This is a genomic window from Bradyrhizobium betae, from assembly GCF_050632175.1.
Lineage (GTDB): Bacteria > Pseudomonadota > Alphaproteobacteria > Rhizobiales > Xanthobacteraceae > Bradyrhizobium > Bradyrhizobium betae_B.
Genome location: NZ_CP192576.1, coordinates 5,863,588 through 5,878,024 on the forward strand (window position 1 = coordinate 5,863,588; position 14,437 = coordinate 5,878,024).

Sequence of the window (14,437 nt, forward strand, 5' to 3'; positions counted from 1 at the left end):
TCAGGCTTTCTCGATCTCTTCGCGTCGCACTTCGAGCTCCAGCCATTTGTCCTCGGCCTCGGCCAGCTCCGCTTGCGCCTTCGTCAGAGCGTCAGAGGCCTGGTCGAAGCGCTTGCGATCCTTGCGGAAGAGATCGGGGTCGTCAAGGAAACGCTGTTGCTTGGCGATCTCGGCCTGCAACTTGGCGATGGTCTTGGGCAGCGTCTCCAGCGCATGTTGCTCGTTGAAGGTCAACCGCCGCTTGGTGCCACCGGAAGGCGCGGCGGACCGCGTCTCTCTCTTCTCTTCGGTGGCCTTTGTCGTGGCGCGCTTCAAGTCGGCGCCACGCTGGGCCAGCATGTCGGTGTAGCCGCCGGCATATTCGAGCCAGCGTCCGTTGCCCTCGGGCACGATTACCGACGTCACCACGCGGTCGAGAAAATCGCGATCATGGCTGATCAGGATCACGGTGCCCTCGTAGTCGCCGAGCATTTCCTCGAGGACGTCGAGGGTCTCGAGGTCGAGGTCGTTGGTCGGCTCGTCGAGCACCAGGAGGTTGGAGGGCTTTGCCAGCGCGCGTGCCAGCATCAGCCGGCCGCGCTCGCCCCCGGACAGCACCTCCAGCGGCGTGCGCATTTGTTCCTGGGCGAACAGGAAGTCCTTCATGTAGCTGACGACGTGTTTCGGCTTGCCGCCGACCATGACGTGGTCGCCGCGGCCGCCGGTCAGCGCCTCGGCCAGCGTCGTTTTGGGATCCAGACTTTCGCGATGCTGGTCGAGCGTTGCCATCTCGATGTTGGCGCCGAGCCGTAGGGTGCCGCTGTCCGGTGCGCTGCCGCCGGTCAGCATCTCGATCAGCGTGGTCTTGCCGGCACCGTTCGGGCCGACGATGCCGATGCGGTCGCCGCGCTGGACGCGGATCGAGAAGTCGTCGACGATCTTGCGCTCGCCATAGGAGCGGTTGATGTTCTTGGCCTCGATGACGAGCTTGCCGGACTTGTCGGCTTCGGCAGCCGCGAGGTTGGCGTTGCCGGTCGCGCCGCGATGGGTGCGGCGCTGGTCGCGCAACGCGTGCAAATTGCCGAGCCGCTTGACGTTGCGCTTGCGGCGCCCCGATACGCCGTAGCGCAACCAGTGCTCCTCGTTGACGATCTTGCGGTCGAGCTTGTGCTGGTCGCGCTCTTCCTCCGCAAGTACCTCGTCGCGCCAGGCCTCGAAAGCACTGAACCCGCGGTCGATCTGCCGGATCTGGCCACGGTCGAGCCAGGCGGTGCTGCGCGAGAGATTGCTGAGGAAGCGCCGGTCGTGGCTGATGATCACCAGCGCGCAGCGACGGCTTTCCAGTTCGCCTTCAAGCCATTCAATGGTCGTCAGATCGAGATGGTTGGTGGGCTCGTCCAGCAACAGGATATCGGGCGAGGGCGCCAGCACGCGCGCGAGCGCAGCGCGGCGCGCTTCGCCGCCGGAGACGTGCGCGGGATCTTCTTCGCCGCTCAGACCGAGCTGTTCGACCAGATAGCGCGCCTGATAGTGATCGTCGCCGGCATTGAGGCCGGCCTCGACATAGGCCAGCGTCGTGGAAAAACCGGAAAAATCAGGCTCCTGCGGCAGGTAGCGGATGGTGGCGCCGGGCTGCACGAAGCGGGTGCCGCCGTCCGGCTCGACCAGGCCGGCAGCAATCTTGAGCAGCGTCGACTTGCCCGAACCGTTGCGACCGATCAGGCAGACGCGCTCGCCGGTCGAAACCGACAGTTCGACGCCCGCCAGCAATGGCGTGCCGCCAAAGGTCAGCTTGATGTCGCGCAGTTGAATCAGCGGTGGCGCCATGCGGTGTGTCTCAGTCCTGTCTTGTCGCGGCCTGGTCGGCCCGGCGGCGCTGGATCCGGCGCAGCGTCTGGTCGAGCGCGGAGAGGAAGGCCGAGCGGTCGCGCGGCGCGAACGACCGCGGGCCGCCCGTGACTTCACCGGCCGAGCGCAGATCCGTCATCAGATTGCGTACCGCCAGCGTCATGCCGATCGATTCTTCCGTGAACGGCTTGCCGTTCGGCGCGATCACGTCGGAACCCGCCTTCACGCAGCGGCTGGCCAGCGGAATGTCGGAGGTGACGACGACGTCGCCTGGTTTGACCCGCTCCACGATCCAGTCGTCGGCGGCGTCCATTCCCGCACCCGCCGCGATGCGCTCGATCAGCGGATCCTGCGGCACGCGGATGAAGTTGCCGGCAACCACGCTCACGGGCACGCCGTGCCGGAGCGCGACGCGGTAGATCTCGTCCTTCACCGGACAGGCGTCGGCGTCGACATAGATGCGGGTGGAGGTGTCAGTCATTCGCGGCGTGGTACCCCATTCAGGCCGCAAAGGCGAGGGGATTGACCGCTGTTCCCCGGGGCCTACGATCGGCCCTGAACGACAAGAAAACAGGGAAGATGACCCCATGCCGAACCGGCTCGAAACCTGGCGCGTCGAGGCCTACAACACCGCAAAGCAATCCGAAAACAAGATGCACGACGACAGCGTGGCGCGCCGTTTCGGCTTTTCCGGCGGGCTCGTCCCCGGCGTCGACGTGTTCGCCTACATGATGCACGTGCCGGTCGCGCGCTGGGGCCGCGATTTCCTCAGCCGCGGACTGATCGAGGCCCGCTTCATCAAGCCGGTCTATGACGGCGAAACCGCCGACGTCGACGCCACCGAGCACAATGGCCTGCTCACGATCGAGGTGTTCAGCCGCACCGAATTGTGTGCCACCGGAACGGCCTCGCTGCCGGCGGCTGCGCCCGTGGTGTCGTTGAGCGACTATGTCGAGGTGCCCGCGGTGGCCGAGCGCAAGCCGGTCAGTTCCGAGACCTTTGAAACCGGCAAATGGTTCGGCACGGCGCCGCGCCGATGGCTCGGGCAGGATGCGACCGATTATCTCGCCGACATCAGGGAGACCGATCCGATCTTCGCGCGCGAGGGATTTGGCCATCCCGGCCTGATCCAGCGCGTTATGAACCGCGTGCTGGTCGACAACACCATTCTGGGTCCGTGGATCCACGTCGGCAGCCGCATGCAGCTGCTGGCGGCCGCGCGCGCCGGCGACGAGATCACTGCACGCGCGAAGGTCACCGCGAATTACGAGAAGAAGGGCCACCGCTTCGTCGAGTTCGACGCGCTGGTCGTCGCCAACGGCACGACGCCGCTTGCTCATTGCCACCACACCGCGATCACCCAGCCGCGTGAACAGGCGGCGGCGTAGGGAGGGGGCGAACCTGTCACCTCAAAGACGGTGTCATGCCCCGCGAAGGCGGGGAATCCAGTACGCCGAGGCTTCTCGGTCAATCACGACTGCCTCGGAGTACTGGATCGTCCGCCTTCGCGGACGATGACAGCCGAGTTTGCCGTGACGATCGAACGCCCTTACGCCGCCGTGCCCTTCGCATCCTGGATCGCGCGCCACACGCGCTCCGGGGTCAGCGGCATGTCGATGTGCTTGATGCCGTAATCGGAGAGCGCGTCGACCACCGCATTTACGACGGTCGACAGGCTGCCGGCGCAGCCGGCTTCGCCGCAGCCCTTGCTGCCGAGCGGATTGGTCGTGGCCGGCACCGGGTGATCGCCGACCGTCATGTTCGGCACGTCCTCGGCGCGGGGCAGGGCGTAGTCCATCAGCGAGCCCGTGATTGGCTGCCCGCTCTCGTCGTAGCGGACTTGCTCCATCAGCGCCTGGCCGATGCCCTGGACCACGCCGCCATGGAGCTGGCCCGCGACCAGCATCGGGTTGATCACCGTGCCGAAATCGTTGACCGCGCTGTAGCGCACGATCTGGACCACGCCGGTGTCAGGGTCGATCTCGACCTCGGCGACGTGGCAGCCGTTCGGGAACGCCGACGGTACCGGCTCGCTGGTGTGGTCGACGTCGAGGCTGTCAGGCACGCCGTCCGGCGTCTTGCCGTCATGCAGGCGTTTGGCAAGTTCCATGATGTCGATGCTGCGGTCGGTGCCGGCGATCGTGAAGCTGCCGTCGGCAAACTCGATGTCGGCCTCGGACGCCTCCAGCATGTGGGCTGCGGCGCGCTTGCCCTTTTCGATGACCAGCTTCGAGGCCTCGACGATGGCTTGCCCGCTCGCGGTGATCGAGCGGGAGCCGCCGGTGCCGTTGCCGGTGTGGACGATGTCGCTGTCACCCTGCACCAGCTTGACGCTGTCGAAGGGCACGCCGAGTTGCGAACAAAGCACCTGCGCAAATGCGGATGCGTGGCCCTGGCCGTAATCGAGCGTACCGGTGATCAGCTGCACGCTGCCATCGGGGTCGAACACGATCTTGCCGAGCTCGGGGCTCGGCGGCGCGGTGACCTCGAGATAGGAGCCGACCGCGATGCCGCGCAGCTTGCCGGCCTTCTTGCTCTCCTTCTTGCGCTTGGCGAAATTCTCGTGGTCGGAGATTTCCAGCGCCTTGTTGAACACGGCCTGGAAGTCGCCGCTGTCATAGGTGACGCCGGAAGAGGCCGCGAACGGGATCTGGTTCGGCTTGATGAAGTTGCGCTTGCGCAGCGTCAGCCGGTTGATGCCCATCTCGTCGGCGGCGCGGTCGATCAGCCGCTCCATGTAGTAATTGGCCTCGGGCCGGCCGGCGCCGCGATAGGCGCCCATCAGCGTCGTGTTGGTCAGCACCGTCTTGATGTCGACGCCCATCAGCGGCGTGCGGTAGACGCTGGAGAAGTTCTTGCCGGTGTTGAGCGAGAGCGGGCCGGGCGCGACGCCGGTGATGTAGGCACCGAGATTGCCGTAGCCGGACAGTTTCGCCGCGAGGAAGTGCCCCTCGGCGTCGAGCGCCAGCTCGGCATGGATCTTTTGCGCGCGGCCGTGGCTGTCGGAAAGGAAGGCGGTCGAGCGCTCGTCCAGCCATTTCACCGGGCGTCCCAGCGCCTTCGCCGCGTACAGGATGCACATGTATTCGGGGTAGTTGACGTTCTTCATGCCGAAGGAGCCGCCGACATTGCCGGTGAGGATGCGGACCTTCTCGTTCGGCACCTTCAGGTTCTTGGCGAGGTTGGCGCGGTTGCCCGCGACGCCCTGCGTCGGCATCTGGATGGTGTAGCGCTCCGTGGTCTTGTCGTAGGAGGCAAGGCCGACGCGCGGCTCCATCGAGACCACGGCGACGCGGGTGTTCTCGATGTCAATTTTGGTAACGTGGGCCGCGCCGGCGAACGCCGCGTTGACCTTGTCCATGTCGCCGTAATGGTAGTCGAGCGCGACATTGTTCGGGATGTGGTCGTAAAGCTGTGGTGCGCCGGGTTTTGCGGCTTCCTCAGGATCGGTCACGGCCGGCAGCGGCTCGATGTCGAGTTCAACGGCTTCGGCGGCGTCGCGGGCCTGCGCCAGCGTCTCGGCCACCACGAAGGCGACGGGATCGCCGACGAAGCGGACCTTGTCGGTCGCCAGCGGCTGGCGGTTGGTCTGGAGCAGGGGGAGCCGTCGCGGTTCTTCAGCGGCAGGCCGCAGGTAAAGGGGCCGTAGCCGGCGGCGTCGAGGTCCTTGCCGGTCCACACCCCCAGCACGCCCGGCATCGCCTTGGCGGCATCAAGGCCGATGCCGCGGATCACGCCATGGGCATGGGTCGAGCGGACCACCACGGCATAGGCTTGGCCCGGCAGGTTGAAATCGTCGGTATAGCGGCCCTTGCCGCGCACCAGCGTGTCGTCCTCCTTGCGGCGGACCGGCTGCCCGACGCCGTATTTTTGCAGTGCAATAGCGTTTTCGAGCGTGGACGATTTGGTGTGTTCTTGCATGGAAATGACCTGAAAAGCCGGCAATTGCGCGTTTTGTGGGCGCTTGGGGGGACCGGGTCCCTTCAAATAACCCACCACCTCGTTCACGACAACGCACGAATGGGCATGGTCCCATGTGATGCGTTGTTGCGCAGGACTGACGCGCTGCTAATGTTTCAGGCGAAAAAGCAATTCCAGATCGGCCCGAACCGGCCGCGGAAAGACAGTTTATATGAATGACCACACGCGGCTCCGCGGCGGCCATGCGCCGCGCGGCGAGCTCGAGGGGTCGATGGCGGCGGTGGCGCTGGCCCCCGAATCGGCCGTCGCCGCACAAGCGCCGGGAACCGGCGTCTACGCGGCGCTGGACCTCGGCACCAACAATTGCAGGCTCCTGATCGCCTCTCCGACCAGCGACGGCTTTCGCGTGGTCGACTCCTTCTCGCGCATCATCCGGCTCGGCGAGGGCGTCTCGGCAACCGGGTGCATCAGCGAGGCCGCGATCGAGCGCGCCATTTCCGCGCTGAGCATCTGCCGGGACAAGATCAACCTGCGGAAGGCGCGGCGGTTGCGGTTGATCGCGACCGAAGCCTGCCGCGCGGCCTCGAACGCGGAAGGTTTCCGCAGCCGCGTCGCGGCCGAGACCGGCATCGAGCTCGAGGTGATCGACCGCGAGACCGAGGCCTCGCTCGCCGTGCTCGGCTGCTCGCCGCTGATCGACCCCAAAGGCAAGGGGGCGATCCTGTTCGACATCGGCGGCGGCTCGACCGAGCTCGTGCGGATCGAGCGCGATCCGCAAAATCCGGAGCCGCGCATCAAGGCCTGGATGTCGATCCCGCTCGGCGTGGTCACGCTCGCCGAGCAGTTCGGCGGCCGCGACGTGACACCCGAGATCTATGCCGCGATGGAGCAGGAGGTCGCCAACCACGTCGCGCCGTTTGCCCAACGGCACGGCGGCGATCTCGCCGGCATGCACCTGCTCGGCACCTCCGGCACCGTGACGACGCTGGCCGGCATTCATCTCAATCTCGTGCGCTATGATCGCCGCCGCATCGACAGCGTCTGGATGAACGATACCGACATCACCGCGACCATCGGCAAGCTGCTCGCCATGAGCTACGAGGAGCGCGCCGCCAACAGCTGCATCAGCGTCGAGCGCGCCGACCTCGTGCTCGCCGGCTGCGCCATCCTCGATGCGATCCGTCGCGCTTTCCCGCTGCCGCGCCTGCGCGTCGCCGACCGGGGCCTGCGCGAGGGCATGCTGGTCGAGATGATGCGCGAGGACGGCGCGCTCGGGAGCTGGTGAGATGGCCAAGGACACCACCGGCCGCTTGCACGTCCAGGTCAAAACCAAGGTCAAGACCGGCGGCAAGCGCAAATTGTCGTCGAAGCTGTGGCTGGAGCGGCAGCTCAACGATCCCTATGTCGTCAAGGCGAAGGCGATGGGTTACCGTTCGCGCGCGGCGTTCAAGCTGCTCGAGATCGACGACAAATATCGCCTGCTCAAGCCCGGCATGGCGGTGGTCGACCTCGGCGCGGCGCCGGGCGGCTGGAGCCAGATCGCGGCCAAGCGCGTCGGCTCGGTCGACGGCAAGGGCAAGGTCGTCGCCATCGATCTGTTGGAAATCCCCGAGATTGCCGGCGTCGAGTTCGCACAGCTCGATTTCATGGACAATGACGCGCCGGACAAGCTCAAGGCCATGCTCGACGGCGGCGCCGACATCGTGATGTCCGACATGGCCGCCAACACCACCGGCCACCGCAAGACCGACCAGCTCCGCATCGTCGGCCTGATCGAGACCGCCGCGGCGTTCGCCTGCGACGTGCTCAAGCCCGGCGGGACGTTCCTGGCCAAGGCGTTCCAGAGCGGCGCTGACGCCGAGCTGCTCGCCCAGCTCAAGCGCGACTTTGCGACCGTGCGCCACGTCAAGCCCGCCGCGAGCCGGGCGGATTCGTCGGAGCGCTATGTGCTCGCGACGGGATTCCGCGGCGGCAGCTGAGACCCGGCGGCCGTCCGGGGACGCGACGGCAAAGGCTTGGTGGAACGAGAGGAAACGTCATGCATCTTCTTTGCCAGGGCGCTCCTCAGGTGCTCGAACTGGAGGCAGATGTCCTCGACACCCGGCCTGGCGCGGTGCTTCTTGCTCAAACACCCGTATTCCCGGGAGGCGGAGGCCAACTCCCCGACAGGGCGTCTATCCAATGGAGCAAGGGCGAAGCGGATATCCGCGTCGTGAAGTCTGACGAGCGGGGCTGGTGGCACGAATTCGACGGCGAAGCCGAGATATCCGGTCCCGTCCACGTCTCGGTGAACGCAGCCTTTCGCCGCCTCATGTGCGAGTTGCACACGCTCGCCCATGTCACCAACAGTGTGGTGTTTCAGAACTTCGGCGGAGCCTTGCTCACTGGCGCGCAGCTTTCGGCGGACGGAACGTTCCGGATCGACTTCGATCTGACCGGTTCGGAAGCGGACAGGCTTCGCGCTCTGGCTGATCCGATCAACGACGTTATCCGGCAGGATCTTCCGATCCGGACATATCAGATGCGCTGGGACGAAGCCAATTCCGTTCCCGGTCTCTTTCGCAGCAAGAGTGTGTCGCCTCCGCGTCAGGCGGACGGCAACGTTCGCATTGTCGAGATAGGAGATCTCGACCGGCAGGCATGTGGGGGAACGCATCTCGGTTCGACCGCGCAAACGCGGCCGGTGCGCATTCTCAAGGTCGACAACAAGGGACGTCAAAACCGGCGCATCAAGGTCGGCTTCGTCGACTAGAGCGTTTCACATTTTGATTGAAGCATAACCGGCGTTAGCAAAGTAGTTGGCGCATTCGCGTGGTTGGATGTCCTGGACGAGGTGACCGATGTGGCGCCAAGTGTCCTCGATGGTGCGCTTCTGAGCTTGCCGCATCCAGTGTTTGATCTTGGAGAAGGCCTGTTCGATCGGGTTGAGGTCGGGCGAGTACGGCGGTAGGTACCATAGCCTGGCGCCAGCCGCCTTGATCATCTGCCTGACGGCTTTCGACTTGTGGCTTCCGAGATTGTCGAGGATGACGATGTCGCCTTCGCGCAGGGTCGGCAGGAGAATGTGCTTCACGTAACCGCGGAAGCATTCAGCGTTGATCGGGCCGTCGAAGACGCAGGGTGCCGTGAGTTGGTCATGGCGGAGCGCGCCGAGGAATGTGAGGGTACGCCAGTGCCCGTGCGGGGCGAAGCCGCGCAGGCGGGCCCCTTTGGGTCCCCAGCCTCGCAAAGGGGCCATGTTGGTCTTGATCCAGGTCTCATCGATGAAGACGAGCCGGCCCGGATCGAGCCCGGCCTGCCAGGATCGCCAACGCTGGCGCCTACGAGAGACGTCTGCGCGTGCCTGTTCGAGGGCGAACAGTGTTTTTTTTGAAGCGCAGCCCTTCCCGGCGCAGGAACAGCCAGACTGCGTTGTGCGAGACCTTGACCCCGCGGGCTGCCAGTTCCGCCTTCAGACCATGCAGCGTCAGGTGCGGCGTCTGAGTGATCCGCTCGACGATGAAGGCGCGGTGCGGATCAAGCACAGGTTTGCGGTGACCGCCCATCTTGCCAGGCGCTACCGAGCCGGTTGTTCGATAACGCTGCGACCACTTCACAACTGACGAGACCGCAACGCCAAACCGTTCTGCCACGGATCGGCAGCTCTCACCTTTGGCAACGGCGGACACCGCGCGCTTACGTAAATCGTTGGAAATTGGTCGGACCATCGGATGCTGGCCTCCAGCCCAGCCAGCATCTTGAATCATATTCGCCCCAGCTCCGGAATCCCTTCCGATTCAATAAATCTGTGAACCGCTCTAGGGAGCAGGGCCGCCGTCAAAATGGCGGCAGCCGCTACCCCAGCCGCTGGTCGCGCACGTCCTGGGTATCCTCGGTCGCCGCCTTGACGGCCGCCTTGGCCGCACTCTTGTCCGCGCCCTTGCGGCTGGAAATGTCCCCGACCTTGCGGCCCGAGATCTCGTGGCCGGCGTCCGCGGGCATCTGCCAGAAGAAGAAGGCCGAGGCGGCCGAGGTGAGCGCCACGACGACGAAGGCCGGCGCGAACACGGTGGCGTTGAGCTCGCTGACATGGCTGAGCCACATCGTCGTCTCGACCGAGGCCGCGCCGACGGCGACGCCCGCGGAGACCGCGAGCTGCTGGTTGACGCTGACCAGCGTGGTGGCGCGGCTCATCTGCGCGGTCTCCACCTCGGCATAGGCCACCGTGTTGATCGCGGTGAACTCCAGCGAGCGGAAGAAGCCGCCGACCACCAGGATCACCATGATGATCAGAAGCGGCGTCGTCACCGTGAACAGCGCGCAGATACCGAGGAAGAACGCGCTGACGATCGCATTGACCGTCATCAGGTTGCGAAAGCCGAAAGTGCGGATGATCCGCGCAGCCAACGTCTTCATGCCCATGGCGCCGAGCGAGGAGCCGAAGGTGACGAGGCCGGAATGAAATGGCGACAGGCCAAAACCGATCTGCATCAAAAGGGGCAGCAGAAACGGCAGCGCGCCGATGCCGAGCCGGAACAGGAAACCGCCGAGCACAGCCGCGCGCAGCGTCGGCAGGTTGAGCAGCGAGAAGTCCAGGACCGGCGACCCCGTCCGCCGCGCGTGAATGACGTAGAGCGTCATCGAGATCGAACCTCCCGCAACCAGGCCGGCGACCGTGCTCCAGGGCAAGAGGTTGAGACCGGCCACCGAGAGCCCGAACGCGATGCCGGCAAGCCCGAGCCCGGCGAGCACCATGCCGTAGAGATCGAACGGCTCGCGTTCCTCGCTCTTGATCGGATCGATGAACTTCAGCGCCATGAAGATGCCGAGCAGCCCGATCGGGATGTTGATCAGGAAGATCCAGTGCCACGACGCGTAGGTGGTGATGAAGCCGCCGAGCGGCGGTCCGATCACGGGACCGATCAGCGCGGGCACCGTCACCCAGGCCATGGCATTGACCAGCGCGCTCTTGTCGACCGAGCGCAGCAGCACGAGGCGCCCGACCGGCGTCATCATCGCCCCGCCCATGCCCTGGAGGATGCGCGCGAACACGAAATCGGTGACCGAGCTCGAGAGCGCACAGCCGACCGAGCCGACCATGAACACGCCGACCGCAATCGCGAACACCATCCGCGCGCCGAACCGGTCGGCGGTCCAGCCGCTCGCTGGAATGAACACCGCCAGCGACAGCAGGTAAGAGGTGATCGCGAGCTTCAGCGTCAGCGGGCTGGTGCCGATGTCGGCGGCGATCGCCGGCAGCGAGGTGGCGATCACCGTCGAATCCATGTTCTCCATGAACAGGGCGGTGGCCACGATCAGCGGTATGACGCGTTGCTTGTCGACCATGACGGATTGGTAATGAAAATCAGAAGAGTGGTGGAGTTGCGGCTTACCATCACGAGTCGGCCGGGACCATTGCAGATCAACGCATAGCACCTAAGTCCGCATGACAACGGCGTGACCCTCACTCGGCATTCCCCGGCGCGACCCTTGGCGCATCCCTTGGCGCCGACCCGCAATCCATCTGGCCACAGAGGGGCCGCCGCGAAATGAATTCCGGGCTCGCGACTTCGTCGCGCCCCGGAATGACGGCGGGGCATGGGCTATCCACGCTGAATTTATTCAAAAACCCTGTGCATGGCTGGCCAGCGAGCCGATTTGCTTTGATTCGTCATCCGGCCGTGCTATCGACCCGCGTCAACCCCACCGATGGGCTCCGATTCTCCGGCGATGCTGCAAGGCACGCCGAGGGTGGCGCTCATCCATAGCTATTTGCGGCAGGGCCGCAGGAAGGAGTTGGCAAATGGCCACGGTGCAACTTCAAGGCATTCGCGAAGCCCTTACGTTCGACGACGTGCTGTTGAAGCCGGGCCTGTCGGACGTCATGCCGGGCGAAGTCGACATCCGCTCCCGCGTCACCCGCGTCATTCCGCTCAACATTCCGATCATGGCCTCCGCCATGGACACGGTTACCGAAGCCCGCATGGCGATCGCCATGGCGCAGGCCGGCGGCCTCGGCGTCATCCACCGCAATTTCGATCCGGAAGGGCAGGCCGCCCAGGTGCGGCAGGTTAAGCGCTTCGAGTCGGGCATGGTGGTGAACCCGCTCACCATCAGCCCCGACGCCACGCTCGACGACGCGCTCAAGCTGATGAGCGACCACGGCATCTCCGGCATTCCCGTCGTCACCGGCGCCGGCAAGAATACGCCCGGCAAGCTGGTCGGCATTCTCACTAACCGCGACGTGCGCTTTGCCACCGACCGCAGGCAAAAAGTCTCCGAGCTGATGACGCATGAAGGTCTCGTCACGGTGCGCGAGAACGTCAGCCAGGACGAGGCGCGGCGGATGCTGCACCAGCATCGCATCGAGAAGCTGCTCGTCGTCGACGAGCAGTATCGCTGCGTCGGCCTCGTCACGGTGAAGGACATGGAGAAGGCGGTTGCTCATCCGCTCGCCTGCAAGGATGCGCAGGGCCGCCTGCGCGTCGCCGCTGCCACCACCGTCGGCGACACCGGCTTCGAGCGCACCGAGCGGCTGATCGATGCCGGCGTCGATCTCATCGTCGTCGACACCGCGCACGGCCATTCCCGCCACGTGCTGCATGCGGTGAACCGCATCAAGCGTCTGTCCAACTCGGTGCAGGTCGTTGCCGGCAACGTCGCCACCACCGAGGGCGCGCAAGCGCTGATCGATGCGGGCGCGGACTGCATCAAGGTCGGCATCGGCCCCGGCTCGATCTGCACCACGCGCATCGTCGCCGGCGTCGGCGTGCCCCAGCTCACCGCGATCATGGATGCGGTGGAAGCCGCGAAGAAGTCCGACATCCCCGTCATCGCCGACGGCGGCATCAAGTTTTCCGGCGACCTTGCCAAGGCGCTTGCCGCCGGCGCCGACATCGCGATGGTGGGTTCCCTGCTTGCCGGTACCGACGAGACGCCCGGCGAAGTCTTCCTGTGGCAGGGCCGGTCCTACAAGGCGTATCGCGGCATGGGCTCGGTCGGCGCGATGGCGCGCGGCTCGGCCGACCGCTACTTCCAGCAGGACATCAAGGACACGCTCAAGCTCGTGCCTGAAGGCATCGAGGGCCAGGTGCCCTACAAGGGCGCGGTCGGTCACGTCATGCACCAGCTCGCCGGTGGCCTGCGCGCCGCGATGGGGTATGTCGGCGCAAAGGACATGAAGGAGCTGCACGAGAAGGCGAACTTCGTCCGCATCACCGGTGCCGGCCTGCGCGAAAGCCACGTCCACGACGTGACCATCACGCGCGAGAGCCCGAATTATCCGGGCGGGGGTTAGTTACACCGCCCTCAGCTGCGCGTGAGCACATGGTTTCGAAGCGCTTGCCTCAACGACGGTGTCGTGCCCCGGCTTGACCGGGGCACCCAGTACGCCGCAGCTTCTCGGCTCAATCACGACTGTCTCTGGAATACTGGATCGCCCGATCAAGTCGAGCGGTGACAGCCAGTGTGTAGGCTCCACGCTTTTGTATTGACGCGGTGACCTCCCTCCGCTTCCGTCCGCGGCGAAAGCAATCCGGAGGAAGCCCCATGTCCCAAGCAAAACGCATCGTTCTTGCCGCGCGTCCCGTCGGCGAACCAAAGCCGTCCGATTTCCGCACCGAGGAATTCGCTGTTCCGACACCGGGGCAGGGCGAAGTCCTGCTGCGCACGATCTGGCTGTCGCTCGATCCGTACATGCGCGGGCGCATGAGCGACGGTCCGTCCTACGCGACGCCGGTGCCGGTCGGCGGTGTGATGGAAGCCGGGACGGTCTGCGAAGTCGCAGCCTCCAACAATCCGAACTTTTCCAAGGGCGACATCGTGCTCTCGCGCGCGGGCTGGCAGACCCACGCGATCTCGGACGGCAAGGGGCTCGCCAAGGTCGATCCGAAGCTCGCGCCGATCTCGACGGCCATCGGCGTGCTCGGCATGCCCGGCATGACCGCCTATACGGGCCTGCTCGACATCGGCAAGCCGCAGGACGGCGAGACCGTCGTCGTCGCCGGCGCCTCCGGTGCGGTCGGCTCGGCCGTCGGCCAGATCGCGAAGATCAAGGGCGCACGCGCGGTCGGCATCGCCGGCGGCAAGGACAAGTGCGACTATGTGGTGAAGGAGCTGGGCTTCGACGCCTGCCTCGACCATCGCGATCCCGATCTCGCCGCGAAGCTGAAGGACGCCTGCCCGGAAGGCATCGACGTCTATTTCGAGAATGTCGGCGGTGCGGTGTTCGAGGCGGTGTTCCCGCTGCTCAATCCGTTCGCGCGCATTCCGGTGTGCGGCCTGATCGCCCATTACAACGACACCGAGTCCAAGCCGCCGAAATGGGCCGGCGCGATGATGCGCAACATCCTGACCAAGCGGTTGAACTTCCGCGGCTTCATCGTCTCCGACTTCGCCTCGCGCCATGGCGACTTCCTGCGCGACATGTCGGGCTGGGTCCGCGACGGCAAGGTCAAGTACAAGGAGTTCGTCACCGAGGGCCTGGACAGTGCGCCCGGCGCCTTCATCGGGCTCCTGAAGGGCGCCAATTTCGGCAAGCAGCTGGTGCGGGTCGGGCCGGACAAGGCTTAGCTGCCGAGGTTCGGCTGCAAGCCTGGTTGCAATTTGGCCACTCCCTGGACGGAAGTGGTTAATAAAGAGTCACCGATCGGCCACACCTGCCCGTAAAAACCCGCAGGTGTGACCCTCGGTTCATTGACGCCAGAACGAA

Annotated in this window: 10 protein-coding genes and 1 pseudogene; 6 read left to right on the top strand and 5 right to left on the bottom strand. The window is 65.4% G+C overall.

The window, feature by feature from the left end; translation table 11 throughout:
• Entirely contained in the window at window positions 1-1,806 is a 1,806-nt protein-coding gene (locus ACQ86E_RS28080) for an ABC-F family ATP-binding cassette domain-containing protein (RefSeq protein WP_431202744.1), read from the bottom strand.
• 10 nt (window positions 1,807-1,816) lie between these two features.
• Entirely contained in the window at window positions 1,817-2,308 is a 492-nt protein-coding gene (locus ACQ86E_RS28085; RefSeq protein ID WP_431202745.1) for a YaiI/YqxD family protein, read from the bottom strand.
• 106 nt (window positions 2,309-2,414) lie between these two features.
• Between ACQ86E_RS28085 and ACQ86E_RS28090 the strand changes: the two genes are divergently transcribed.
• Window positions 2,415-3,215 carry a hypothetical protein gene (locus ACQ86E_RS28090; protein WP_431202746.1) on the top strand — a complete coding sequence of 267 codons (801 nt, stop codon included), beginning with the start codon at window positions 2,415-2,417 and terminating at the stop codon, window positions 3,213-3,215.
• Between the two features lie 161 nt (window positions 3,216-3,376).
• Here ACQ86E_RS28090 and ACQ86E_RS28095 read toward each other — a convergent pair.
• Window positions 3,377-5,748: pseudogene (locus ACQ86E_RS28095) on the bottom strand (xanthine dehydrogenase family protein molybdopterin-binding subunit).
• Window positions 5,749-5,959: 211 nt separating this feature from the next.
• On the opposite strand from ACQ86E_RS28095, the gene ACQ86E_RS28100 reads away from it, so the two are divergent.
• The 3 genes from ACQ86E_RS28100 to ACQ86E_RS28110 are packed head-to-tail and all read left to right on the top strand — an operon-like array spanning window position 5,960 to window position 8,500.
• Window positions 5,960-7,033: a Ppx/GppA phosphatase family protein gene (locus ACQ86E_RS28100; protein WP_431202747.1), complete on the top strand. Its 1,074-nt coding sequence runs from the start codon at window positions 5,960-5,962 to the stop codon at window positions 7,031-7,033.
• Window position 7,034: 1 nt separating this feature from the next.
• On the top strand, window positions 7,035-7,727 hold the full coding sequence (locus tag ACQ86E_RS28105; RefSeq protein WP_431202748.1) for an RlmE family RNA methyltransferase: 693 nt from the start codon (window positions 7,035-7,037) through the stop codon (window positions 7,725-7,727).
• 59 nt (window positions 7,728-7,786) lie between these two features.
• Window positions 7,787-8,500 carry an alanyl-tRNA editing protein gene (locus tag ACQ86E_RS28110; protein WP_431202749.1) on the top strand — a complete coding sequence of 238 codons (714 nt, stop codon included), beginning with the start codon at window positions 7,787-7,789 and terminating at the stop codon, window positions 8,498-8,500.
• A gap of 6 nt (window positions 8,501-8,506) precedes the next feature.
• Here ACQ86E_RS28110 and ACQ86E_RS28115 read toward each other — a convergent pair.
• Window positions 8,507-9,455 (bottom strand): IS630 family transposase gene (locus ACQ86E_RS28115; protein ID WP_431206431.1). Its coding sequence is split into 2 segments (ribosomal slippage): window positions 8,507-9,118 and window positions 9,120-9,455, totalling 948 coding nucleotides; the frame shifts between segments, so codons are not numbered across the junction.
• 127 nt (window positions 9,456-9,582) lie between these two features.
• Window positions 9,583-11,073 (bottom strand): MFS transporter, encoded by a 1,491-nt coding sequence (locus tag ACQ86E_RS28120; RefSeq protein ID WP_431202750.1) that lies wholly within the window; start codon window positions 11,071-11,073, stop codon window positions 9,583-9,585.
• 457 nt (window positions 11,074-11,530) lie between these two features.
• Here ACQ86E_RS28120 and guaB point away from each other — a divergent pair, with 457 nt between their 5' ends.
• Together guaB and ACQ86E_RS28130 are read left to right on the top strand one after the other, a co-directional pair.
• A complete protein-coding gene (gene guaB / locus ACQ86E_RS28125; protein ID WP_431202751.1) occupies window positions 11,531-13,024 on the top strand; it encodes an IMP dehydrogenase in 1,494 nt (497 codons plus the stop codon).
• A 251-nt stretch (window positions 13,025-13,275) separates the two neighbouring features.
• A complete protein-coding gene (locus ACQ86E_RS28130) occupies window positions 13,276-14,298 on the top strand; it encodes an NADP-dependent oxidoreductase (protein ID WP_431202752.1) in 1,023 nt (340 codons plus the stop codon).
• Window positions 14,299-14,437 lie beyond the last annotated feature (139 nt).